We start from the raw sequence: 21,768 nt of genomic DNA, 5'->3' as shown, positions 1-21,768 counted from the left end.
AACACAATGCAAAGAATGTATTACTTAGTATAGTTCCTCCCATGAAGCATACTCTTATCATGACAAAAAACACTTTTTTTATCAATAGTATAATATTTTTAGAAAACTATTTTTGATACTATCTATCACTTTTAAAAGATTTGACGATTTGTAAGATTTAACTTCAAAAATTCTGTTCTAATTTGACGAAAGTACACATTCCGCTACCCATTTTTAACTGTCTATGGAATTTATAGGGTATTTATATTATCATATATATAGTAGCGTCTTAATCTATACACATTTTATTTACCCTACACGGAAAGCAATTGAATTTTAAGATGAGCGTTTTATTGCTTGCAAATAGTGGAATCAAAAGGGAGGTATATTTATGAATAACATAATAGATGATCCTATAAATAAAAATATAGAACTGTACTATGCTTTTTTTCAATTCGTTTCAATTATTACCTTACAAAAAATATCAACTATTGAAACACGTAAAAACGAATTAAAAAATCAGATGAAAAATTCCTATCAAAAAAATCCTTACTACTTATAAAAAGGTGAACAGGTTGTATCCCTGTTCACCTTTTTATAAGTAGCAAAACCCCGATTGGTTCAAATAATAATTAGTGGGGGATAAACAATTCCCCCACTCGTTCCTACATTATTTATAAATTTTTACACGGTTTTCTAAAGGCTGGTATTCTTTTTCACCTGCAGGTACAACCGGTTTACCAAACGGCATTTGCGCAATAAGCTTCCAATTTTCTGGAACTCCCCATTCTTTTCTCACTTCTTCATCAATTAATGGATTGTAATGTTGCAATGTAGCACCAAACCCTTCAATTTCCAAAGCTGTCCAAATTGCAAATTGTAACATTCCAGAGGATTGCTGAGACCAAATTGGAAAGTTCTCTTTGTATAATGCAAATTTTTCTTGCAGTTCTTCCACCACTTCACTATCTTCGAAGTATAGAACTGTTCCATAACCACTTTTAAATGCATTCATTTTTTCTTCCGTAGAAGCGAAGTTATTTTCAGGTACAATTTTTCGTAACGTTTCTTTCGTAATATCCCATAACTTATCGTGTTGTTCTCCAAGCAAGACGACAACGCGAGCACTCTGAGAGTTAAAAGCTGAAGGTGTATGTTTTACAGCATGATAAATCACTTCTTGAATTTTTTCATCCGAAACTACTTGTTCTTTACTAATTGCGTAAATAGATCTTCTGTCTTCAATCGCTGAGTAAAAATCTTTTGCCATCATAATTCCCTCCAATTTTCATTTGAGGCTTTTTCCTATGTACACATCATATGCCCCTCAAAACTTATCATTAATAAGTTTCTAACTTTATAATATAAACAAACAATAATAAACTCAAATAATAACACTCACATTTTTTACCTTTTTACTTTATTAGTGCTAAAAAATAAAAGGCAATTTGCTGTTACCGATAGTACGTAACAACAAATTGCCTTTTTTATATGATGATCCAACTCAGTATTTCACTTAATTAACTAAGCCAAATGCATAAGACATTAGCTTATTCGTCTCTGTAAAACGCTTTGTTTTACCTTTTGTCCCCATAACAACTGTAATAATACGAGTATCACCTTGTTTTGCTGTACCCGTAAAACAATACCCTGCGCTATCTGTAAATCCTGTTTTTAATCCGTCTATTCCTTCTATATATAAAGCTTTATTATTTTTGTTTAACATATCATTTGTACTTATAACATTAATATTATTAAATGCTAACTGACTTTGACGTAAGTGAGTCACTTCTAATATTTCTGGGTAATCTTTTATAAGATGATACGCCAAGTTTGCTACATCACCAGCCGTCATTTTTGTTTCACTTCCATCTGGCTCTTGTAATCCAGAAGCATTTGCAAATTTAGCATGTTCCGACATTTTGAACTGTTTCGCTTTTGCATCCATAAGCTGAACGAAATCTTTCTCCGATTTTGCCATATGTTCTGCTAAAGCCACAGCTGAATTATTAGCTGACTCAATCATTAATGCATGATATAAATCTTTAACAGTTAATGTGTCATTAACTTGTACTGGGATTCTCGCTCCCTCTGTTTGTGCCGCTTTCGCACTCATTTTCACCGGATCTTCCCAGCGAACTTTCCCATTATGTACATTTTCTAATAGAAGATATACTGTCATCATCTTAGACATACTTGCTGGCGCAAAAGCCTCATTTTCATTATGTTGATAAATAATATCTCCATTACTCGCATCAATAATCATAGCTGCTTTTGCATCAATTTCCGGTGGTATGTACTTTGGTGGGACTACTTTTTCAACTAATCCTGTTTTAGGTAGTTCTGCCACTTGTAAAGGTTGTCCCTCTAAACTTGTTGCACTCTTTTGAGTTCCTTGGAATAAGAACCAACATATCCCTAAAACAATGACTAATAGGACTGTCAGCCTTCCCCATTTTAACCGCTTCATTTCAAAACTCCTTTAACAAACCTTTTATACACTCACATTTAACCATAACAACTTTCCCTTTATATCGTCAAGGTAAAAAGCATATTTATTCATCTACAGCAATTATTATTTCAATGCATGTATGTTACAATAACAATACCGAAATATAAGAATATTCAATGATAAACCTTATGAATAAAACTATTAATAGAAGGGATTCATACAAATGCCACTTCCAAAATCATTAAAATACGGAGATACAATTGGGATTTACTCCCCTTCTTCTCCAGTAACCTACACTTCTCCTAAAAGATTTGAACGAGCGAAATCTTACTTACAACAGAAAGGATTTCATATATTAGAAGGTTCACTAACAGGTCGATATGATTATTATCGTTCGGGTAGTATACAAGAGCGTGCTGAGGAACTAAATGCTTTAATAAGAAACCCGAATGTTTCTTGTATCATGTCAACAATTGGTGGCATGAATTCAAATTCCTTATTGCCTTATATTGATTATGATGCTTTTCTAAATAACCCTAAAATAATGATTGGGTATTCAGATGCAACAGCTTTATTACTAGGGATTTATGCAAAAACAGGACTCCCTACATTTTACGGCCCGGCACTCGTTCCCTCCTTTGGAGAATTTGAGCCTTTTGTAGATGATACATACAAATATTTTGTAGAAACATTACTGCATGATCAAGCGCTTCCATACAACATAAAACAACCTTTATTTTGGTCAGACGAATTTATTAATTGGGAAGAGAAAACGAAAGAAAAAGAACTTAGACCAAATAATTGGATTTCTGTAACAAATGGACAAGCTACCGGACGGATAATTGGCGGCAACTTAAATACAATACAAGGAATTTGGGGCAGCTCTTTTATGCCATGTATTCAAGAAGGCGATATTCTCTTTATTGAGGACAGTTCAAAAGATGCAGCTACTATTGAAAGAAGCTTTTCATTCCTTAAAATTAACGGTGTATTTGATAAAATTTCAGGTATCATTCTTGGAAAGCATGAGCAATTTGATGATTGTGGTACAAATCGAAAACCTTTTGAAATACTATTAGAAGTACTTCAAAATCAAAGAATTCCTTTTCTAGCCGACTTCGATTGTTGTCATACACATCCAATGATTACCATGCCTATCGGTGTTCAAGTAGAATTGGATGCAACAAATAAAACGATACATATTGTAGAACCTTGGAAAAAATGAATACATGGCTTTTATTGTTTTACAATAAAAGCCATGATACTATATAATTTGGAATGTGAAAGATTAAACTAAATACGTTCCAATATCTATCATTAAAAAAATTAGGTATAAATATATATTTATATGCAAAAGAGAGTGAATAAATGAAACCAACTATTAAAAATTACTTATTTTTACATGTAGCTTTTTTGATATATTCTATCATTATGGTTTACATGAAATGGGCGGCTAAATTCCCCATTGCTTCCATCTCATTTTTTATGGCTTATTTCGGACTAGTTATACTTTTATTTGGATATGCAATTTTATGGCAACAAGTAATTAAACATTTCGAAATATCAAAAGCATATTCACATCGCGGGATTATTATACTATGGTCAATGCTTTGGTCAGTATTTCTATTTGGAGATACGATTCAGTGGAATCATTTACTTGGTGCAGCTATTATTATCGTCGGAATTGTGGTGGTGACAAAAGATGAATAGTTATATGTTATTATTTATTTTCGGGATAATTTTAGCTAATTACTCACAAATATTATTAAAAAAAGCTACTTTGCAACAATACGATTCTAGAATAAAAGAATATGTGAATCCTTATGTTATTATCGGCTACTCTTTATTTGTAATTAACGCTGGATTAAATGTTATCGCCATGAAGGGCATGGCATTAAAACAAGCATCAGCATTAGAATCCTTAAGTTATATCATCATATTAATTTTCGGTTGGTATTTCCTAGGAGAAAAAATAACGAAACGTAAACTCATCGGCAACATGATTATTATCGTTGGTGTAATCGTTTATTGTATCCAATAGTAAAAGGCTCCGTTTATCACAAACGGAGCCTTTTACTATTGACCTAAATTTTGCACCTTCTCTTTCAAATCTCGAACTTGATCTACCGTCTGCATAAGCTCCGAGTTTTTAAACTCTTCTACATTCACTTTCCCTTCTTCTATCTTTGTCATCGCCGTATCAATTAACGTATTTAACTTTTCGTTATATCCGACGATTTGCTGATGAAGATCCTTTGCTACATCAGGCGGTGTTAATTCATTAAAAGCGGGTATATCTTGTTTAATTTCACTAAGCTTCGCTTCTAATTCTTTTCGAGCTTCACTATCATTAACAGCCTTTTCAGCTAATGCTGGTGCATCATTTGCAAACGCACTTATTTCATTTATATAGTCTGTCGCTTTTTGAGCATAATCTATGGAGTTCTTTCCTTGTTCTACTAGTGAACATCCCATTAAGCCAATTGTAACTATAAATACTACTAAAGTTGATTTTATTTTCATTTTAGGCTCCCTTCGTCTTTATAATTGTCTGTAAGTTTCTCTATCCTAACTTCTAGCTACATTACTTATAACCTTTTTTCAAATAGCTATTTACCCTCTTACATGCCCGATTACTGTTACAACATCTACTTCTATATGTACGCTAATAATATCTTCAATTATATCCGTATATCCTTGTCCTATAGCTGTTCCATAGTGTAATGTAAGCCCCTTCTTTTCATACACTGACTTTGGTACTGAAAAAATAAATCTCCTCAGATTTCTTTCATCAGCCGGTTCCATAATTAAAACAATCCCATCCTCATCAAACATATACGCTCGCCCTCCAACTTTACATTCACTATGGCTCAGTATTGCCTTGGTCAGCAAAATTTAAAACATAATACGTTTATATACACACTATGCTGCACCATAAAAATAAAAAACATTCCTTCTTTTTGTTAAGAATGAATGTTTTTTAAAAAATCAATTTCTAACTCTAGCATCTTTCTTTGACGAGGTTTTACTTTTCTTACGGGAACTCCCGCATAAATATACCAATCATCTAAACTCTCTTTTACCATACTCATCGCACCGACTGCCGTACCTTCTCCTATAGTTACATTTGGAAAAATAATAGAATTAGCACCAATAATCGCATGTTTTTTTAAAATAACTTTTTCTGTTTTCACATTCCTATATTGACTCAGAACAGTTGGTCCCATTAATGTATTCCCACTGAAATCATCTAGTACTGCATATACGATTGTTTTAGCTGAGATATTTGCAAAGTCATGCATTTCAATCCCAACTTCCCCTCCATATAACGCTGTATACGCTGATATATGCGAATAACTTCCAATTGTAATTTTGCCACTTAAAATGCAAAAATCATCAATCCTTACATGATTACCTACTGATATAACACCTGGATTATATATACTTGCTTTTTTACTAATCAATACATTCTTCCCAATTGATAAAAATCCAATTTTCTTTAGCTCTTCTTGACTATAAAAACTATTCATCTGCCAACACCGCCCTCTGACCTAAACATCTTACAATTTGTTCTACTATTTCTTTCGTCATTCCTTCCCATAAAGGCAAACTTACTATTCGTTTTGCTATTTTATTCGTTCTTGTTAAATCTGTAGACTTATAGTTTCTAAAAAGAACTTGTTGGTGGCAAGAGGGCGAAAAGTATAATCTAGCTTCTATTTTCTGTTTTTTCAGGTCTTCTATTACTTGTTTGTTGCGAACTTCTTCCGGACAAAGAATAGGCATAAATTGCTGAATAACTACTTCTGTCTTTTGGAGTTGCCACCCTTTTTTCATTAATCCATTACTTTGTAACAATTGTTTATACCATTCAGAAATACGGGTGCGTTCTTTTAATTTGTCATCCCATTTTTTCATAGTTGCAATCCCAATAGCGGCTGCATATTCAGACATTTTACAATTAAACCCCATCATCGTACATTCACGATTTGTATCAAATCCGAAATTCCCCATTCTTTTAATACGTTGTATATCTTCTTCATTTTTACTATATATGAGCCCTCCTTCACCAATTCCAAAAGGCTTTGTTGCATGAAAACTATATACGATCATTCCACTAAAATCCTGTCCATAATGCACACTTCCATTCATCAATCCGAATCCCGGTGCCGCATCTACGACAACCGGAACACCCCTCTTCTCTAATTCTTCATATTCTTCTAAGTTCATCCATGATCCAAAAGTTGCGTACGGGACAACAATCGCAACCTCTTCTTTTAATTCTTCAATCTTATCCAAAAGTACTGTTTTATCCATATACCAATCATCTATTGAAATATCAATAAAATAAGGTTCCAATCCACACCAAATAGCTGCTAATGGAGTCGCTGGGAATGTAAAACTAGGCATGAGAGCATATTTTCCTTTTTTTCTTTTCTTAAGTTGAATGGCCGCCATTAACCCTAACGTTGCGTTTGCTACTGTTGTAACAGCTCCCCTGTTCTGAAAAAATCCCGACATAATTGTTTGTTCAAAACGTTGATTTATAGGTCCGTAATTCGTATATATGTGAGATGTATCAATTTCCTTCAATTCATCCAAATACTCAATTACAGGTACAGTTGAAGCACGTAAAAAAGGAATATTCTCCATATCTATCTATTCCTTCCTATCATTTTCGGACAATATAGAGCATATCTGTTTCAGATAAGCCAAATTTCCTAGCACTTTTCATCCCTTGTTTTTCAGCTAGGTTATATAATTCCACCTTAAATCCCGCATTCATTAATCGTTGAATGAACCCTGATTGATTATAAATTCTCACATGATCTTCTTGACCAAAAGCTAATTTCCTCAATTGTGGAGTTACAATTAATTCATTCTCTATAATAGAATCCACATTCATTACGATGGGTACTTGAATAATTCCCCATCCACCTGGTTTTAGAACCCTATATAACTCTCGCATTGCTTTGCCATCATCAAGAACATGTTCTAATACGTGGCTACATAAAATTACATCAAAAGTATTACTATCATATGTAATGCTTGTAACATCAATTTCCTTCATTAATGGATCCTTTGGCTCTAAATCCCCACATACATACGTAATATTTTTATACTCGTTAAACCAATCTCTTACATTCGCTTCAGGTGCAATATGAAGCATAGTATATTTTCTACTTAACAAGTCCGTTTCCGTTTCAATGTACACACGATACAATCTTTCACGATCCATCGAACTACAAACTGGACATATCCCTGTATCTTTATTCCACATCTCAAATTTATATTTTGGAAAATCATAACGTGCTGGCCAAGGTGAAAATTTTTCAAATTGTTGATTGCAATATTGACAATAACAACATTCTTTCTCAAACATATGGGCAACTAGTTTGTTTAACCCCTTTTTAATCTTTTCATTATAAATTTGATCTAGTTCTCCATTTCTTACTGCATCCTTAACTATAAATCCCGCATTCTCTAAACAATAGGATAAGCTCTCTTTATAATCTCTTTCAGAACTTAAAAAACCACTATTATATGCATCTATAATTAATTCAATCCACTCGTCAATTGTCATTAAAATAAAATGCATTTGTTTTTGATTTTGTCCACTATGTTGTCTAAAATAACTAAGAGGTTCTTGTATATAAACTACTTTTCCTTTCCTCATCATGTCTAGCCAAGTTGCAATGTCATTAATAGCAGAATAAGCCTTCCCTTTAAAATACCCAAACTTCCCTTCAAACAATTCCCGATTAAACAAAACAGTTGTCGGCTCACCAACTATATTTTTCAAATTTTTTAACATATAATTCCCTAATTCTTTTCCTTCAAAAAGCGTAGTTTCTTTCGCGATTTTCATATTTAATGTTGAAGGTGGTAATATCTCTCCATTCTCATCAATCAGTTCACGATATGACGTCACAAATGAAATATTTTCTAACGTCAAAAAGTATTTCATCATTCTCTCGATCTTTTCATGATGAAATAAATCATCATCTAATAAAAAGTTTATATAGTCCCCATTCGCAAGTTCTACACACTTATTAAAGTTTTCAGCAACTAACGGCGTTTCATTTTTAACATATGTAATACACTTATATTCACGTAAATACGGTTGAATCATCGCATTGACTTCATTATTTGTACTGTCGTCAGAAATAATAATTTCAATATTTTCATATGTTTGATTCAGAGCACTATTAAGCGCCAATTCCAAGTAATACGGTCTATTGTACGCAGGAATAAGTATACTTACTTTCGGTAAAGGAGAATTATTATTTATATATTGTTTTTTCTTTTCTATGTTTATTTTCTTTTCTTTAATTTTTTGATAATAGTCTAATGTATATAATATTGATGATGGAACTATCCTTCTTGCATATTCTAGAAAATTAGTTATCGCTTCATCTAACTCTTTTTCGTTAGATAAGAAACCATATTTTTCTCCAGCTATAATACTATGTGAAAAATCTTCTAATCCATCCATCATTTTATTAGATTCATTTAACTGTTGATCTGGATGTAATCGAAAGTAACTCAGTGTCTCTGCAATATATACCGCTTTTCCTTTACTTAATAAAGATAACCATGAAGCTATATCTACGTTACAAAGATACCTCCTCTTATCAAAAATCCCATACGGTTCTTGTAAATCATTTTTACGAAATAAAACTGTTGTCGGTTCTCCAATATAATTTTTTTGATCGACAATTACCCTATTTGCTAATTCTGTTCCCTCTATAATCGTATCCTCTTTAAATAAACGGACAGTTGAATAAATATGTCGTAGTTCTTTCCCTTTTTCATCAATTACTTGACGATGGGATGTTACAAGCTTAATTTCATTATCTAAATCATTGAAAAAATACTTCATCATTTTTTCAATTTTATCCACATGAAAGATATCATCGTCCGTTAAAAAATTTATATATTCACCGCTCGCTTTATTAAATAACATTAGAGCATTTTCAAACTGTCCGAGAGTTGACCTGTTTTTTATATAAGTAATATTTGAATGATCACATAAGTATTTTTGTAACACCTTTTCTGTTTCATCATTCGTACTATCATCTCCAACTATAATTTCTATATTAGAGTACGTTTGTTCCAGCACACTACGTAACGCCTCTTCAAAGTAGCGAGGACGATTATATGTAGGAATTAATACACTTACCAACGGAAGTTGATCTACCACCTCTTCATTTCTTTCAATACGAGTTCTCATTTTACTCTCTCACCTCTTCGCATATTATTTATATACGCGACACAAAAATCACATTACTGTAACCGAATGGAGCCTATATACTTTTATGCAGAAATGAAACGAAATATCATACTTTTCGTTCCTGAATAAACATATTTAATAACACGGACATTTTATTTGCACCTTTTTTATTCATATGATCACTATCATAAAAATCTTCATCACAAAATAATGGCGAATCAAATAAATCTATAATTTGAAAAGAATATTGAGCTTGAAAATCGTTTATAACTTTATAAAAATCTTCTTTTAATTTCTTACTACTACAATTGAAATAATGTGAAGTAACAGGGAATACAACAATTAGTGGTTTTATATCATGTTTTAAAAGTAATTCTAAATATGTTTTAAAAATTGTTTTATTTTCAACTAAAGTATGAGGATATGACAATTTAGCATGTGAAGCTGCTCTTATTTTTCCGTGTTCTTCAAAAGGAATGTGAAGAGGAGTGATATTCCATTCAGCATTTATCCAGGGCAATATCAATGATTCATCTGTTAGTTCGTCTAATAAAATATATTCAAAATGCAAATTAAAAATAGAAAAAAGTGGTTTCGGGGTATCTAGATGTGAGAATCCATCAGTGGATAGAGGAGAATGAACTACAGTATGATGGCCGTCTTGAAACAATGGATAATATACTTTGTGAATTCTATATGATTCAGATGATAACGACATGTCAAAGTAAAACGAGAAATAAGCTATTCCTATCAAACAATATTGAAAGGAATGATCGTTTGATAGAAGTTGTGATGCTATTAAATAATCATAGTATAAATCTTGCGATGGAAGTGTTAGTTTTATTGACTTTTTTGAGAGGAGCTCTGTACTTATGCCACAATGCGGATAAGACAAGCCCGTCGCAAACAATTCATATGTCGGATCACCCTTTGCTTTTTTCATAGAAATGTATAGAGACATAAGATCCGGATTTATTTGATAGATAGAAATTAATTTATTCCTCCATTCATACATGTATTTTGTTAAATTAATAATTTTTGTACTTTGCACGCCCCTGTTTATTAATTCATTTACAAGTTTTTCTGCGTCCACTCTCCAAATAACTATATATTGAAAAGAACTCTCTATACGAACAATAGCTGAAACGTCTACAACATGAACGATTGTTTTACATTTATTTTTGTCTAATGTATTTTGAATCTTCTCCCTTGATAATTCATCACTTAAAACAATAATTTTACACTGCTCCTTCACGTATATCCCCTCCATTATATGTATAATATGAAATTCATTTTTCATTCGTAACGATCATATACATTTGCCATCCATCAAAAAAAGAATAGAATATTTATTTTAAAACAAAAAATAGCTCCACCATTAGGCGTAGCTATTTTTCCATTACATACTTAATAAAGTGAAGCTTTAATCAGTGGGGGGTTTTTCATCCCCCACTGATTATTAGTTGAACCAATCGGACTTTTATGGGCAGTTGATCCCCCACCTAACTTCTTTGCTTTCACTGCATTTTAAGGTGGGGGTCTTACTGCCCATTAAAGTCGGATAAAATTATATTCCTTTGTCTAACTCATAAAGCATACGATACTTTTCATTTTCTTTCAGAAGTTGTTCATGACTACCTTGCATCACAATTTGACCACGATCAAGGAATATTACTTCATCAACATGCTCCATTCCTACAAGATGGTGCGTAATCCAAATTACTGTCTTTTCTTCCGTTGCAGAAAACATTGTTTCTATTAAAGATAATTCTGTCTTTGGATCTAAGCCGATTGTAGGTTCATCTAGTACAATGATTGGTGCTTCTTGCATTAGCGTTCTAGCAAAAGCAACCCGTTGTCTTTCCCCGCCAGAAAACCTTTTCCCCATCTCATGCATTTTTGTTTGTAATCTATCTGGAAGAGAAGCAACATGCGAAGCTAATTGTGCTTTCTCTAAAGCATTCCATATCTCTTCATCTGTTGTCTCTGGTTTGCCGATTCGCACATTATTCCCAATTGTCGTATCGAATAAATGCGGCTTTTGATTCAATACAGAAATATATTTTGATAAAAGATTCGTGTGAGCATGTTCACTATTCAATAAAACTTCACCCTGTAATGGGCTTAGTGCACCTGTTAACAATTTTAACAAAGTAGATTTTCCAGTTCCGCTTCTTCCTAAAATGGCGATTTTTTTTCCTGCTTTTATTTGTAATGATACGTCTTTCAATACAAATTCATTGCTATCTGGGTAACGATACGATACATGATTTAATTCAATGTCTATATGTTTTGGTGCAACATAATCTTTATCTCTAGGTAATCCCTTTTCATCCTGTAAAATACCATTACCTTCTACTTGATTGAGACGATGAGCGGATTCTACATATGATGGAATTCGATCGATAGCATCTGACAGAGGAATTAACGCGTTTGTGACAGATAACGTCATTAAGACGAAAGCCGCAATAACGGTAGGAGCAATCTGTTCACTCGCCGCCTCATTTCCAGTCCATATAATCATTGAAATAACTACAATACCCACTACTAATTGAATAATACTGTCCCGAATATGATTCCAGCGCTTCATTCTTTTTTCCGTTTTTAACAACTGAGCATTTTGATCTACATACTTATCAATGAATTCATCTTTTCTACCACTTGCTTGCCAATCAGATAATCCAAAAACAGCATCTGTTAGTTGTTGGTACAAACGGTTTCTTCCTTGCTTTAAAGTAACATGATGTTTCTTCATTAAAAGTAATGATATAAATGGAAGAAGAAAAACGATAATAGCCAACATACATGCTGCAATAAGTGCAAACACTACGTCAAATGTACCGATAACAAGTACGAATATGCTATATACAACTAATGCTAATATGCTAGGAAATATTGTACGTAAATATAGGTTTTGTAAATGCTCTATATCTTCGGATAATACGCCTAACATATCGCCCGTTTGAAATCGTGAACGGAAAAATAACGCCTGTGGTTCTACTATCCCATATAGTTTCGTTCTCATCTTTTCTAATATGCGTAATACAACATCGTGTCCAACTAAACGCTCTACATAATGAAATACCGCTTGTCCTATACTAAACGCACGTGTTGCAACGATAGGAACATATACAGCCATTACATTTTCTGGTCTAAGAGCAGATTTAGAGATTAAATAACCTGAAATGAAAAGTAGCATCGCACCTGAACTAACTCCAAGAAGACCAAGGAAAATAGTTACAGTCATTCTACCTTTATTTTGCTGTATATACGGTTTAATCCAGTTACTCATCTCTATCCCCTCTCTTTCCTGCGAAAATGTAATGCTTCATTCTTTACAAGTTCTTCATACGTTCCGCTTTCTATCATTTTCCCTTTATTTAAAATAAGAATATGATCCATCTGTTTCATCCAATGAAGACGATGTGTTGCAAGAAATACTAACTTACCTTCAAACAGACGTAACATCGCTTGCTTTATTTCAAATTCAGTTTCAATATCAAGATGTGCTGTAGGCTCGTCTAATAAAATAATTGGCTTTTTGCTTAAAAGGGCTCGTGCCATTGCGACACGTTGTTCTTGTCCGCCACTCAGCATACGCCCACCTTCTCCAATTCTTTCATACATTCCATTTGGAAGCGATGTAACGAGTGAACGAAGACCAACTTCATTCATAACTCTTTCCACTTCTTCATCCGTTGTATTTGTTTCATAGAAACAAATGTTATCTTTTAATGAAAGCGGGAAAATATAAGGTTGCTGCGGAATATAAGCAATATTCTTTTGCCACTCTTCACGAGTAGCCCCGTCAATTTCCACACCATTTACAATCATCTTTCCAGCTGAAGGAGTTAAAAACCCTGCTAATACGTCGATTAACGTTGATTTTCCTGCTCCACTTTCACCAATTACACCTATAGCGCCAGTGCCTTTCCAAGTAAAATCAATTTCCTCTAATATAGCTTTTTCAGATTCATCATTCTTTACTTTTACATCTTGTAATTTCAAATTACTAGTTGAATTCCATATTAAGTCTACATTAGATTCTTTCTTCCCTATTTCTTTTTGTCGCTGTAAAATCTCTTCTATTTGCTCCATTGCAAGTTGTCCATCTAACGTAGCATGATAATTTGCTCCAACTTGTTTAATCGGCAAGAAGTATTCCGGAGCTAAAATTAAAATCGTAAGGGCTGGCAATAGTACAATTGTTCCATCTATTAAACGTATCCCTAATCCGACCGCTACAAATGCAATTGATAAACTCGTAAAGAAATCTAATGCAAATGAAGAAAGAAAAGCAACTCGCAAAGTACGCATCGTTGCTTTTCTATATCTTTTACTTACTTTTTCAATCTTTCCTTCGTGTTGTTTACTTTGACCTAAATACTTTAATGTTTCTAATCCTTTTAACGTATCTACAAAATGATTAGAAAGAACACGATATGTTTCATATTGGCTATCCGCCATTTTCTGCGCTGCTAATCCTAGTAGGATCATAAAAATAATTACGATAGGAATCGTTACAACTAAAATGATTCCTGACTCAATATCTAGTGTAAAAACATATAGTACAATTAGTCCTGGTACGATACTACTTCTAATCATTTTAGGAATTGTTAATTCAATATATGTTTTAAATTTCTCAATACCCTCTATCGATAAGGTAACCAGATGACCTGTTCCAACAGTTTGAACATACCATGGACCTAATGTGAAATACGCCTCTATTAATTGTTTTCTCAGTAGCGATCCTGTTTGTTCAGCGAAACGTTCCACTAATATTTGTGACATTCGAACTAGCAAATGACGTACTGCAAACGTGATTCCAAAATAAACAGTTTCATTTAACATAGATTGCACTGCTTCTCCCTGAAATAAAAACGTAATAGCCCGCGCTAAAAACACTGTTTGTGCAATAATACTAAAAGCTTCTAACATGCTAATGATTGTTAGCACTACATATAAAACTCGGCTACCAGGATACGACGGAAGTCCTCTTTTTCTTTTCATTAGTACTCCAAATCTTTATCTGACTTAACAGGTTGTCTAAACACATAGAAACTCCATATTTGACTTCCCAATACAAATGGCAATATAGCAATTGAAAAATACGTCATCAGTTTTAGTGCATAATCTCCTGATGCTGCATTATAAATTGTCAAATCGTATATTGACCCTAACGAACTAATTAAGACACGCGGGAACATGCCGGCAAACACACTCGCACTTAGTAAAATGATTGTTAAACTTGTCATAAAGAAAGCCCAACCATCTCTTCTTCTTTTATTTAATAATGTTGACACACATAATGCTACAAAAGCTCCAATCGGAACCATAATCCATTCTGTACCATGACCAGTGAAAATATCTGTTTTCCATAACCCTACACTAGCAAAAATAAGAAGCGCTATAATTGCAAGTGGTGCAATTTTCAATGCAGCAATACGTGCACGTTCTCTTAACTTACCAGTTGTACGTATTGTAAGGAATTGCAAGCCGTGAACAATACATAGCAGAAGGAACATAACTCCTCCAAGTAATGCAAAGGGATGAAGTAATTGTAGGAATCCACCTACAGCATTTTTCGTCTCATCAATTGGAATACCTACCATAAAGTTAGCAATGGCAACTCCCCAAAGGATAGGTGGTAATAAACTTCCTAAAAACATACCCCAATCCCAAAAACCTTTCCATTTATGATTGTCTATTTTCGCACGGAATTTAAAGGAAACACCTCTTATAATTAAAGCAAGAAGCATAAATACAAAAGGAATGTAAAACCCACTAAATAAAGTTGCATACCAGTGCGGGAATGCTGCGAACATAGCGCCACCTGCACAAACAAGCCATACTTCATTCGCATGCCAAAATGGGCCAATTGTATTTAAGTAAATCCTTTTCTCTAAATCGTTTTCTCCTAAAAACCTTGAAACTATACCTACACCGAAATCGAAACCTTCAAGTACAAAGAAGCCTACGAATAAAATTGCAATAATGATAAACCACAACTCATTAAGAGATAACATACTCATCCTCCTTATCAAATGGATCATGGCTTTGAGAATCCTGTTTCGCTTTCTTATTCTCATGTCCTTTAATGATACGAACGAATAAGTAAATGGTAATTCCACCTATAATTAAATATAGTGATGTGAATGAAACTAAAGAGAATAACACTTCTCCGAACGTAACATTTGGAGATACAGCATCTTCCGTTTTCATAACACCGAAGACTACCCAAGGCTGACGTCCCATTTCAGTCATAATCCATCCTACTGTATTACCGATAAACGGTAGTGAAATTGCATACACCATTAATTTTAAATACCAAGTTTTTTCAGCTAAACGGTCCTTTTTGGATAAGAACCAACCGTACGCTCCTAGAAGAAGCATAAATGTTCCACTCATTACCATCGCTCTAAAACTCCAAAACATCGTGTGTACTGGCGGAATATAATCTCCAGGCCCATATTTTTCTTCATATTGCTTTTGAATTTGATTCATCCCTTCTACTTGACCGCTAAATTTATCAAATGATAATAGGCTTAGCATATAAGGGATTTGAATTTCAAACGAATTTTCTTTCTTCTCTGCATCAATTTTCGCAAATACAGTAAATGGCGCTGGATCTTCACTCGTATTCCATAACGCTTCAGCAGCCGCCATTTTCATTGGGTGTGTTTTGATTAATTGTTGCGCTTGCGCATGACCGAAGAATAATACTAGCGCCGTTGTAAGTGTTCCAACAATGATAGAAATGCGGAATGATTTTTTAAACACTTCCGTTTCTTGGGCTTTCGTTATTTTCCATGCACTCACACCTGCAATAAAGAATGCACCCGTTGCAATTGCCGCTGTAATGGTATGCGGGAATTGTACCCATAATTGTGGATTTTGAATAATTGCTAAGAAATCATTCATTTGTGCACGTCCATCTGCTGCCATTTCATATCCTACTGGCGATTGCATAAATGCACTTGCAGTTAAAATCCAAAATGCTGATAACATTGTTCCAATTGAAAGGAGCCAAATACATAAAAGGTGAATGCGCTTCGGTAATTTATCCTCACCGAATACCCATAAACCTAAAAATGTAGACTCAATGAAAAATGCTAATAAACCTTCAATCGCAAGTGATGGACCAAACACATCACCTACGAAACGTGAATAGGTTGACCAGTTCATACCAAACTGGAATTCTTGTAAAATACCAGTTACTACACCTACCGCAAAGTTAACAAGGAATATTTGTGTCCAAAACTTCGTCATCTTCTTATAAATTTCTTGTCCCTTTACCACATATAACGTTTGCATTAACGCAATGATAAAAGCTAAACCAATAGACAGCGGAACAAAAAAGTAATGGAAAATCGTTGTTGATGCGAATTGTATTCGTGCCAATTCGAGCGTTTCCATACTACAATCACTTCCTTCATAGTTTTTATAATAAAAGTTAATTGAGCAATCTTATCAAGCTCAATTATTAAGAAATACGAAAAGACAAAAACATTTTGTATGTATTGTCGAAAAATACGAAGTTTCAGTTTTTCAAACTATTGTAATGCTATTTTTTACCTTTTCACTATTTCTGTAGTGTTTTATTCGTTAATCGAATTGTATAATATACCTGCATAGTAAATTCAGCTGATTTTTGACGTATTATTGACATCATTTTGTCTGAAATATGTCTTTTGGTATTTTTTTGAATTAGATTTTTCTCATCGATAAAATGTGTTTTTTTAATATGAGACTTATCTTTGCATCAATAAAATAATCGTTTCTCTCTTTATACACTTGACTTTTCTACGAAAAAATGTCCTATTAACCAATGGATAATTTCGTTATTTTTTTGTCAAGAGAAAAATGTATTTCTAAAATTCAAACATGAAATATTGTTATTCAAAAATAGGAAATAACCTCCTCTTTTCAGATTAAAAATTCACTTTTTTGTCATTTTTTCAAACTAAAATAAATAAAAAAATACCGAGAATCCATTGGACTCTCGGTATTTTTTTATTTATTTTGCTGTATGTTTTCTAATAGCCGGTAAAATTTCAGTAGCAATTAGCTCGATATTTTTCTCAATTTTATCATATGGTACGCCACCAAAATCAATTTCTGCCATAAAGCGTTGTTGCCCAAACAATTCATATTGGTAAAGCATTTTTTCAATAATTTGTTGTGGGCTACCAACCATTAACGCGTCACGGTAATCTATTGCATTTGTAAATTGTTGTTTCGGATACCCACCACCGCGTAGCGTAAGCATACCAGCATTAATGTGAGGGTAGTATTCACTAAGTGCATCTTGTGAATTTTTCGCTGTATAAAATAAACTCGTTGTTGCAACTGGCAAACTCGCTGGATTAAATCCACTTTGCTCAGCCGCCTCACGGTAAGCATCTACTGATCCTTTAAAGTTAATAGCTGGACCACCTAGTGTTGTTATCATCATTGGTACACCTGCACGTCCTGCTTTAATCGCACTAGCTGGTGGGCCACCAACTGCACGCCAAATTGGTAAGTTATTATTTTTAGCTCTTGGAATAACCGATGCATGCGCAAGCGGTGCTCTGAACTGTCCATTCCATGTTACATGTTCCTCTTTATTAATTTTTAATAAAAGATCCATCTTCTCTTCAAATAACTCTTCATAATCATTCACATCATAACCAAGTAAACTATATCCCCCAATACGAGATCCACGACCAGCCACAATTTCTGCACGTCCATTAGAAATCAAATCAAGTGTAGCAAAGTCCTCGTATACTCGTACCGGATCAGATGTACTTATTATCGTTGCTGAACTTGCAATTTTTATATTTTTCGTTGCTTGCGCAATCGCTCCTAAAATAACTGTATGAGCTTGCGTTGTAAAGTGCGTTTGATGACTTTCACCGACAGCAAATACATCAAGTCCAGCTTCATCCGCTAACTTTGCTGTTTCAATTAATTCATGAATTCTTTGTTCTGCACTAATTTTCTCTCCATTATGCGGATTTAAAACATGATCCCCAATCGAATATAATCCAAACTCCATCCCTTTACTTGTATCCATACGGTATTTTTCCATCATTACTCTCTCCTTTAATAAAGTGTTATTAGTTTCTCTTTTAAAAACGTTTGTAAGTCAAATGTATTTTCCTATTGTCTATAACTTCACTTGATTAGTCAATTGATAGTGTAAAAAAAATTACTCTTGCGGTAATTCTTTTTTTTCACTATGCTTATGAACCTTTGTCATTAGCTCGTATAACATTTTCTGTTCCTCTTCATTTAATACGTCATCAAAAAACGATGATTGAAATGCAAGTTGCTCTGGCAATGCTTTCTCTAAGGCAGCTTCCCCTTGCTCTGTCAGACTAATTGTTTTCGTTTTCCAATCTTGTTTTCGTACAATATATCCTTCTTTTTCAAGACGCGCTAACATTCGAGAAATACCGCCTTGTGTAACAGTTACCTTTTCAGCTAACTCCATTTGTGTTAGTGGTTGATACGTACGTATTTGCAAAAGCACATCAAATTGAGCAGTTGTTAAATCAAAACGTTTTAAAAACTCATTTGACATCTGATTACTTTGGTTCGTAAATCGTATTAAACGTAACCATATTAATGATCCTATCGTATTATCACGCATGTTTGATCACTTCCTATCGTGAATCTTACTATCACTTTACTACGCAAGTGATAAAAAAGCAAGAGAAAACGTGAAAAATATCTCATTAAAGTATTACATAAATAACGATAAGAAAGAATTCATGTTTAAATGAATTCTTTCTTATCGTTATTCTTAACTTTCCATATCATTCATTGCTATATGTAAAGCGCCTACTGCTTTGGGCCAACCAACATAAAAAGCCATATGTGTTATTAATGCAATCATTTCATTTTCTTTAATTCCATTTTGTTTGGCCAGTCGCAAATGAAATGGTAATTGTTCTGTATTACCAAGACTGATTAATACCGACACTGTACATAAACTCCTTTCTCTTAATGTTAAAGTGTCATCTCGCCACACTTCCTCGAACAATATTTTTTCACTATAATGAGCAAATGCAGGTGCCTTTTCTCTCATTTTCTCTTGAATACAATATTCAATGGATTCATTCATTATTTCACTCCCCCTTCACTTTTACCAATTGCGCCAATCCTTGACCAAACGACCAATTTTCAGCGGCTGTCTCGTTAAGTGTAATAAAAATGTCTGCACTTTTTATACTAGAACATTCAGAAACCCTCAAAGATATTGACTGATACAGATCGCGTTTCTGTTTTATCGTTCTTCCCGGTCCACATGTAATAGAAACATAAATCATATTCTCTGTTCTCTTTTCTCCCCTTTCTAATAAATAATATGGATCATATAAAAAATGATTTTGTTGATAAGGTAAAAACATTTCAAAAAAATCATTTTCAGGGATGTTAAAATGTTTAATTAATGAAAGATGAATACATTCACCTATCTTTTTCAATTCTTCTTCATTTAATATATTTTCATGATAATAAACGTTCACAAAAGGCATATATTTTCATTCCTTTTTCTTAATTTAACTTCAACATATTTTCATCGTGAAATGTACAAAACCTCATATACTGTAGTACCTTTATTCGTTATCATATCAGGCTTTTCTTCATAAAAATTAAACTTACTATATCCCCATTTATCTGGATTATATACTATTACATTGCCTAAACAATTCTCTACCTTTTGATCCACAATGGTAGATTGAGTCCCAATCAATGATTCACTTTGAGAAATACTTCCTTCATATTCAACAACATATCTACATTTCTTAAAATCATTTTTTAAATTAACAACTAATGGAACACCTATATTTATTTGTTGCCACCCAAAAGATTGTAAAATATTATCGTAATACCCTTCAAAGATAAATTTGTTCATTCCTTCATGACCATTCCAAATATATAAAGGTGCATAACAGTTATAGAAATTTCCGTCCTTATCTGCCTCAGTAATTAAATAAGCTTTAAAATTCAAGTCTTGAAAACCATCCGTTTTATACCCATTATCCTTTACCCTTTTCTTAATAATCTCCATATCATAATATTTCGGCAAAATGACCTTATATTGCATTCCAATCATGTTTATCACTCACTTTCCATCTTATATACACAATGATAAACCGATGATTGACTAACGTAAAATAGGTATAAATTATGTTTGGTATCATTTATAATGATATCGTATAAGGGGCTGTGATAAATGGAAATAAATGATCTTATTATATTCAAAACTGTGGCTAGCGAAGGTTCTATTAGTAAAGCTGCGAAAGAGTTAGGGTATGTTCAACCGAACGTAACTGAGCGAATTAAAAAATTAGAACAAGAGTTAGAAACACCTTTACTACATAGAGATAACAAAGGCGTTTCTTTATTACCTTCTGGTGACATTTTATTAGACTACACAAATCAAATATTAACGCTAGTAGAAGAAGCAAAAAATAAAATTAAAACAAGTGGGTCTTCTTATATAATCGCAACGTCACAATCTATTTTGACTAATTATGTAAGCAAGCGCATTAAAGAAAATTTTAGGAGTTATCAAATATATGTAGAAAATAGTAGTCATTTGCAAAAATTACTGCAGCAACAAAAAGTTGATATGGTCATTACTTATGAGGATTACCCAGACATATCGTTTAAAAAAGTATTTTCCACTTCAATTTCTATCGGCTTATTAAAACCGAAAGAAAAGTGTACCATTGAATTTTCAAAGGAACTCTTCTTCGTTAGTAATGACAAAAAGTGCCCTTTTAGGAATAAGACGATACAATTTCTAAAAGAAAATAATTTATCTCAGTGCCAACTTCAACAATTAGATTCTTATTCGCTTATAGAAGAGTTTATTCAGGACGGAAAAGGAATAGCCTTTTTACCAATTAAAAATGATAAATTAGTACCAATTGAAGATGTTCCAATTGAGAAATTAGCTGTTCATTTCTTTACGAACCAAAATTCTATCAAACAAATCCCTGATGAACTATTTAATTAATATAATATTTATAAAAGAACTAAATTTACATACAGCAATAAAAATCCCTCCTTTCCGAATCTAAAAGAGGGATTTTCATATTCTATACAA

At 33.1% G+C, this 21,768-nt stretch carries 22 protein-coding genes; 5 read left to right on the top strand and 17 right to left on the bottom strand.

Features of this window, described 5'->3' with window-relative positions; genetic code table 11:
* The first annotated feature begins 370 nt into the window (after positions 1 to 370).
* Positions 371 to 541 (top strand): hypothetical protein, encoded by a 171-nt coding sequence (locus PSR14_RS10560; RefSeq protein WP_001059583.1) that lies wholly within the window; start codon positions 371 to 373, stop codon positions 539 to 541.
* A 108-nt stretch (positions 542 to 649) separates the two neighbouring features.
* On the opposite strand, the gene PSR14_RS10555 is transcribed toward PSR14_RS10560, so the two are convergent.
* Together PSR14_RS10555 and PSR14_RS10550 are read right to left on the bottom strand one after the other, a co-directional pair.
* Positions 650 to 1,252 (bottom strand): nitroreductase family protein, encoded by a 603-nt coding sequence (locus PSR14_RS10555; RefSeq protein WP_001993708.1) that lies wholly within the window; start codon positions 1,250 to 1,252, stop codon positions 650 to 652.
* Positions 1,253 to 1,495: 243 nt separating this feature from the next.
* Complete coding sequence (locus PSR14_RS10550) at positions 1,496 to 2,449, bottom strand: D-alanyl-D-alanine carboxypeptidase family protein (protein ID WP_000825889.1); 954 nt, start codon at positions 2,447 to 2,449, stop codon at positions 1,496 to 1,498.
* Between the two features lie 205 nt (positions 2,450 to 2,654).
* Here PSR14_RS10550 and PSR14_RS10545 point away from each other — a divergent pair, with 205 nt between their 5' ends.
* From PSR14_RS10545 to PSR14_RS10535, 3 genes are all read left to right on the top strand, one after another.
* Positions 2,655 to 3,656, top strand: a complete 1,002-nt coding sequence (locus PSR14_RS10545; RefSeq protein WP_001130816.1) for a S66 peptidase family protein — start codon at positions 2,655 to 2,657, stop codon at positions 3,654 to 3,656.
* Positions 3,657 to 3,799: 143 nt separating this feature from the next.
* The gene (locus PSR14_RS10540) at positions 3,800 to 4,141 is read left to right on the top strand and encodes an EamA family transporter (protein ID WP_000805123.1); all 342 of its coding nucleotides are present in this window, start codon (positions 3,800 to 3,802) and stop codon (positions 4,139 to 4,141) included.
* On the top strand, positions 4,134 to 4,472 hold the full coding sequence (locus PSR14_RS10535) for an EamA family transporter (RefSeq protein WP_001089868.1): 339 nt from the start codon (positions 4,134 to 4,136) through the stop codon (positions 4,470 to 4,472). The genes PSR14_RS10540 and PSR14_RS10535 overlap by 8 nt, the downstream gene beginning before the upstream one ends.
* A 35-nt stretch (positions 4,473 to 4,507) precedes the next feature.
* Here PSR14_RS10535 and PSR14_RS10530 read toward each other — a convergent pair whose 3' ends face one another.
* The 15 genes from PSR14_RS10530 to PSR14_RS10460 all read right to left on the bottom strand — a co-directional run bounded on the left by PSR14_RS10530 (position 4,508) and on the right by PSR14_RS10460 (position 20,769).
* Complete coding sequence (locus PSR14_RS10530; protein ID WP_000695301.1) at positions 4,508 to 4,954, bottom strand: DUF6376 family protein; 447 nt, start codon at positions 4,952 to 4,954, stop codon at positions 4,508 to 4,510.
* A 90-nt stretch (positions 4,955 to 5,044) separates the two neighbouring features.
* Complete coding sequence (locus PSR14_RS10525; protein ID WP_000459104.1) at positions 5,045 to 5,266, bottom strand: hypothetical protein; 222 nt, start codon at positions 5,264 to 5,266, stop codon at positions 5,045 to 5,047.
* 128 nt (positions 5,267 to 5,394) lie between these two features.
* A complete protein-coding gene (locus PSR14_RS10520) occupies positions 5,395 to 5,961 on the bottom strand; it encodes an acyltransferase (RefSeq protein ID WP_073536142.1) in 567 nt (188 codons plus the stop codon).
* On the bottom strand, positions 5,954 to 7,084 hold the full coding sequence (locus PSR14_RS10515; RefSeq protein WP_000427955.1) for a DegT/DnrJ/EryC1/StrS family aminotransferase: 1,131 nt from the start codon (positions 7,082 to 7,084) through the stop codon (positions 5,954 to 5,956). The genes PSR14_RS10520 and PSR14_RS10515 overlap by 8 nt, the downstream gene beginning before the upstream one ends.
* Before the next feature lie 19 nt (positions 7,085 to 7,103).
* Complete coding sequence (locus tag PSR14_RS10510) at positions 7,104 to 9,665, bottom strand: glycosyltransferase (protein ID WP_098486988.1); 2,562 nt, start codon at positions 9,663 to 9,665, stop codon at positions 7,104 to 7,106.
* 106 nt (positions 9,666 to 9,771) lie between these two features.
* A complete protein-coding gene (locus tag PSR14_RS10505; protein WP_000662729.1) occupies positions 9,772 to 10,920 on the bottom strand; it encodes a hypothetical protein in 1,149 nt (382 codons plus the stop codon).
* Positions 10,921 to 11,232: 312 nt separating this feature from the next.
* Positions 11,233 to 12,957: a thiol reductant ABC exporter subunit CydC gene (gene cydC / locus PSR14_RS10500; protein ID WP_000073477.1), complete on the bottom strand. Its 1,725-nt coding sequence runs from the start codon at positions 12,955 to 12,957 to the stop codon at positions 11,233 to 11,235.
* 2 nt (positions 12,958 to 12,959) lie between these two features.
* Positions 12,960 to 14,675: a thiol reductant ABC exporter subunit CydD gene (gene cydD, locus PSR14_RS10495; protein WP_098486989.1), complete on the bottom strand. Its 1,716-nt coding sequence runs from the start codon at positions 14,673 to 14,675 to the stop codon at positions 12,960 to 12,962.
* Complete coding sequence (gene cydB / locus PSR14_RS10490) at positions 14,675 to 15,691, bottom strand: cytochrome d ubiquinol oxidase subunit II (protein WP_000950063.1); 1,017 nt, start codon at positions 15,689 to 15,691, stop codon at positions 14,675 to 14,677. The genes cydD and cydB overlap by 1 nt, the downstream gene beginning before the upstream one ends.
* Positions 15,678 to 17,081: a cytochrome ubiquinol oxidase subunit I gene (gene cydA, locus PSR14_RS10485; protein ID WP_000448876.1), complete on the bottom strand. Its 1,404-nt coding sequence runs from the start codon at positions 17,079 to 17,081 to the stop codon at positions 15,678 to 15,680. The genes cydB and cydA overlap by 14 nt, the downstream gene beginning before the upstream one ends.
* A gap of 601 nt (positions 17,082 to 17,682) precedes the next feature.
* Positions 17,683 to 18,738 (bottom strand): LLM class flavin-dependent oxidoreductase, encoded by a 1,056-nt coding sequence (locus PSR14_RS10480; RefSeq protein ID WP_000417578.1) that lies wholly within the window; start codon positions 18,736 to 18,738, stop codon positions 17,683 to 17,685.
* Positions 18,739 to 18,858: 120 nt separating this feature from the next.
* Entirely contained in the window at positions 18,859 to 19,302 is a 444-nt protein-coding gene (locus PSR14_RS10475) for a MarR family winged helix-turn-helix transcriptional regulator (RefSeq protein ID WP_001205511.1), read from the bottom strand.
* A 153-nt stretch (positions 19,303 to 19,455) separates the two neighbouring features.
* The gene (locus PSR14_RS10470; protein WP_000980847.1) at positions 19,456 to 19,779 is read right to left on the bottom strand and encodes a carboxymuconolactone decarboxylase family protein; all 324 of its coding nucleotides are present in this window, start codon (positions 19,777 to 19,779) and stop codon (positions 19,456 to 19,458) included.
* A 1-nt stretch (position 19,780) separates the two neighbouring features.
* A complete protein-coding gene (locus PSR14_RS10465; RefSeq protein WP_001117244.1) occupies positions 19,781 to 20,188 on the bottom strand; it encodes a tautomerase family protein in 408 nt (135 codons plus the stop codon).
* A 41-nt stretch (positions 20,189 to 20,229) separates the two neighbouring features.
* Entirely contained in the window at positions 20,230 to 20,769 is a 540-nt protein-coding gene (locus PSR14_RS10460) for a DUF4865 family protein (RefSeq protein ID WP_000579921.1), read from the bottom strand.
* A gap of 120 nt (positions 20,770 to 20,889) precedes the next feature.
* Between PSR14_RS10460 and PSR14_RS10455 the strand changes: the two genes are divergently transcribed.
* Entirely contained in the window at positions 20,890 to 21,678 is a 789-nt protein-coding gene (locus tag PSR14_RS10455) for a LysR family transcriptional regulator (RefSeq protein WP_000405015.1), read from the top strand.
* Positions 21,679 to 21,768 lie beyond the last annotated feature (90 nt).

It is taken from the genome of Bacillus sp. A01H, assembly GCF_045277205.1.
Classification (GTDB): Bacteria; Bacillota; Bacilli; order Bacillales; family Bacillaceae_G; genus Bacillus_A; species Bacillus_A paranthracis.
This window is presented reverse-complemented; position numbering and strand designations above follow the sequence as displayed.

Bases quoted from the DNA above. Each gene is read 5' to 3' on its own strand.
- PSR14_RS10560 (WP_001059583.1), top strand. From the start codon at position 371: ATGAATAACATAATAGATGATCCTATAAATAAAAATATAGAACTGTAC.
- PSR14_RS10555 (WP_001993708.1), bottom strand. From the start codon at position 1,252: ATGATGGCAAAAGATTTTTACTCAGCGATTGAAGACAGAAGATCTATT.
- PSR14_RS10550 (WP_000825889.1), bottom strand. From the start codon at position 2,449: ATGAAGCGGTTAAAATGGGGAAGGCTGACAGTCCTATTAGTCATTGTT.
- PSR14_RS10545 (WP_001130816.1), top strand. From the start codon at position 2,655: ATGCCACTTCCAAAATCATTAAAATACGGAGATACAATTGGGATTTAC.
- PSR14_RS10540 (WP_000805123.1), top strand. From the start codon at position 3,800: ATGAAACCAACTATTAAAAATTACTTATTTTTACATGTAGCTTTTTTG.
- PSR14_RS10535 (WP_001089868.1), top strand. From the start codon at position 4,134: ATGAATAGTTATATGTTATTATTTATTTTCGGGATAATTTTAGCTAAT.
- PSR14_RS10530 (WP_000695301.1), bottom strand. From the start codon at position 4,954: ATGAAAATAAAATCAACTTTAGTAGTATTTATAGTTACAATTGGCTTA.
- PSR14_RS10525 (WP_000459104.1), bottom strand. From the start codon at position 5,266: ATGTTTGATGAGGATGGGATTGTTTTAATTATGGAACCGGCTGATGAA.
- PSR14_RS10520 (WP_073536142.1), bottom strand. From the start codon at position 5,961: ATGAATAGTTTTTATAGTCAAGAAGAGCTAAAGAAAATTGGATTTTTA.
- PSR14_RS10515 (WP_000427955.1), bottom strand. From the start codon at position 7,084: ATGGAGAATATTCCTTTTTTACGTGCTTCAACTGTACCTGTAATTGAG.
- PSR14_RS10510 (WP_098486988.1), bottom strand. From the start codon at position 9,665: ATGAGAACTCGTATTGAAAGAAATGAAGAGGTGGTAGATCAACTTCCG.
- cydC (WP_000073477.1), bottom strand. From the start codon at position 12,957: ATGAGTAACTGGATTAAACCGTATATACAGCAAAATAAAGGTAGAATG.
- cydD (WP_098486989.1), bottom strand. From the start codon at position 14,675: ATGAAAAGAAAAAGAGGACTTCCGTCGTATCCTGGTAGCCGAGTTTTA.
- cydB (WP_000950063.1), bottom strand. From the start codon at position 15,691: ATGTTATCTCTTAATGAGTTGTGGTTTATCATTATTGCAATTTTATTC.
- cydA (WP_000448876.1), bottom strand. From the start codon at position 17,081: ATGGAAACGCTCGAATTGGCACGAATACAATTCGCATCAACAACGATT.
- PSR14_RS10480 (WP_000417578.1), bottom strand. From the start codon at position 18,738: ATGGAAAAATACCGTATGGATACAAGTAAAGGGATGGAGTTTGGATTA.
- PSR14_RS10475 (WP_001205511.1), bottom strand. From the start codon at position 19,302: ATGCGTGATAATACGATAGGATCATTAATATGGTTACGTTTAATACGA.
- PSR14_RS10465 (WP_001117244.1), bottom strand. From the start codon at position 20,188: ATGCCTTTTGTGAACGTTTATTATCATGAAAATATATTAAATGAAGAA.
- PSR14_RS10460 (WP_000579921.1), bottom strand. From the start codon at position 20,769: ATGATTGGAATGCAATATAAGGTCATTTTGCCGAAATATTATGATATG.
- PSR14_RS10455 (WP_000405015.1), top strand. From the start codon at position 20,890: ATGGAAATAAATGATCTTATTATATTCAAAACTGTGGCTAGCGAAGGT.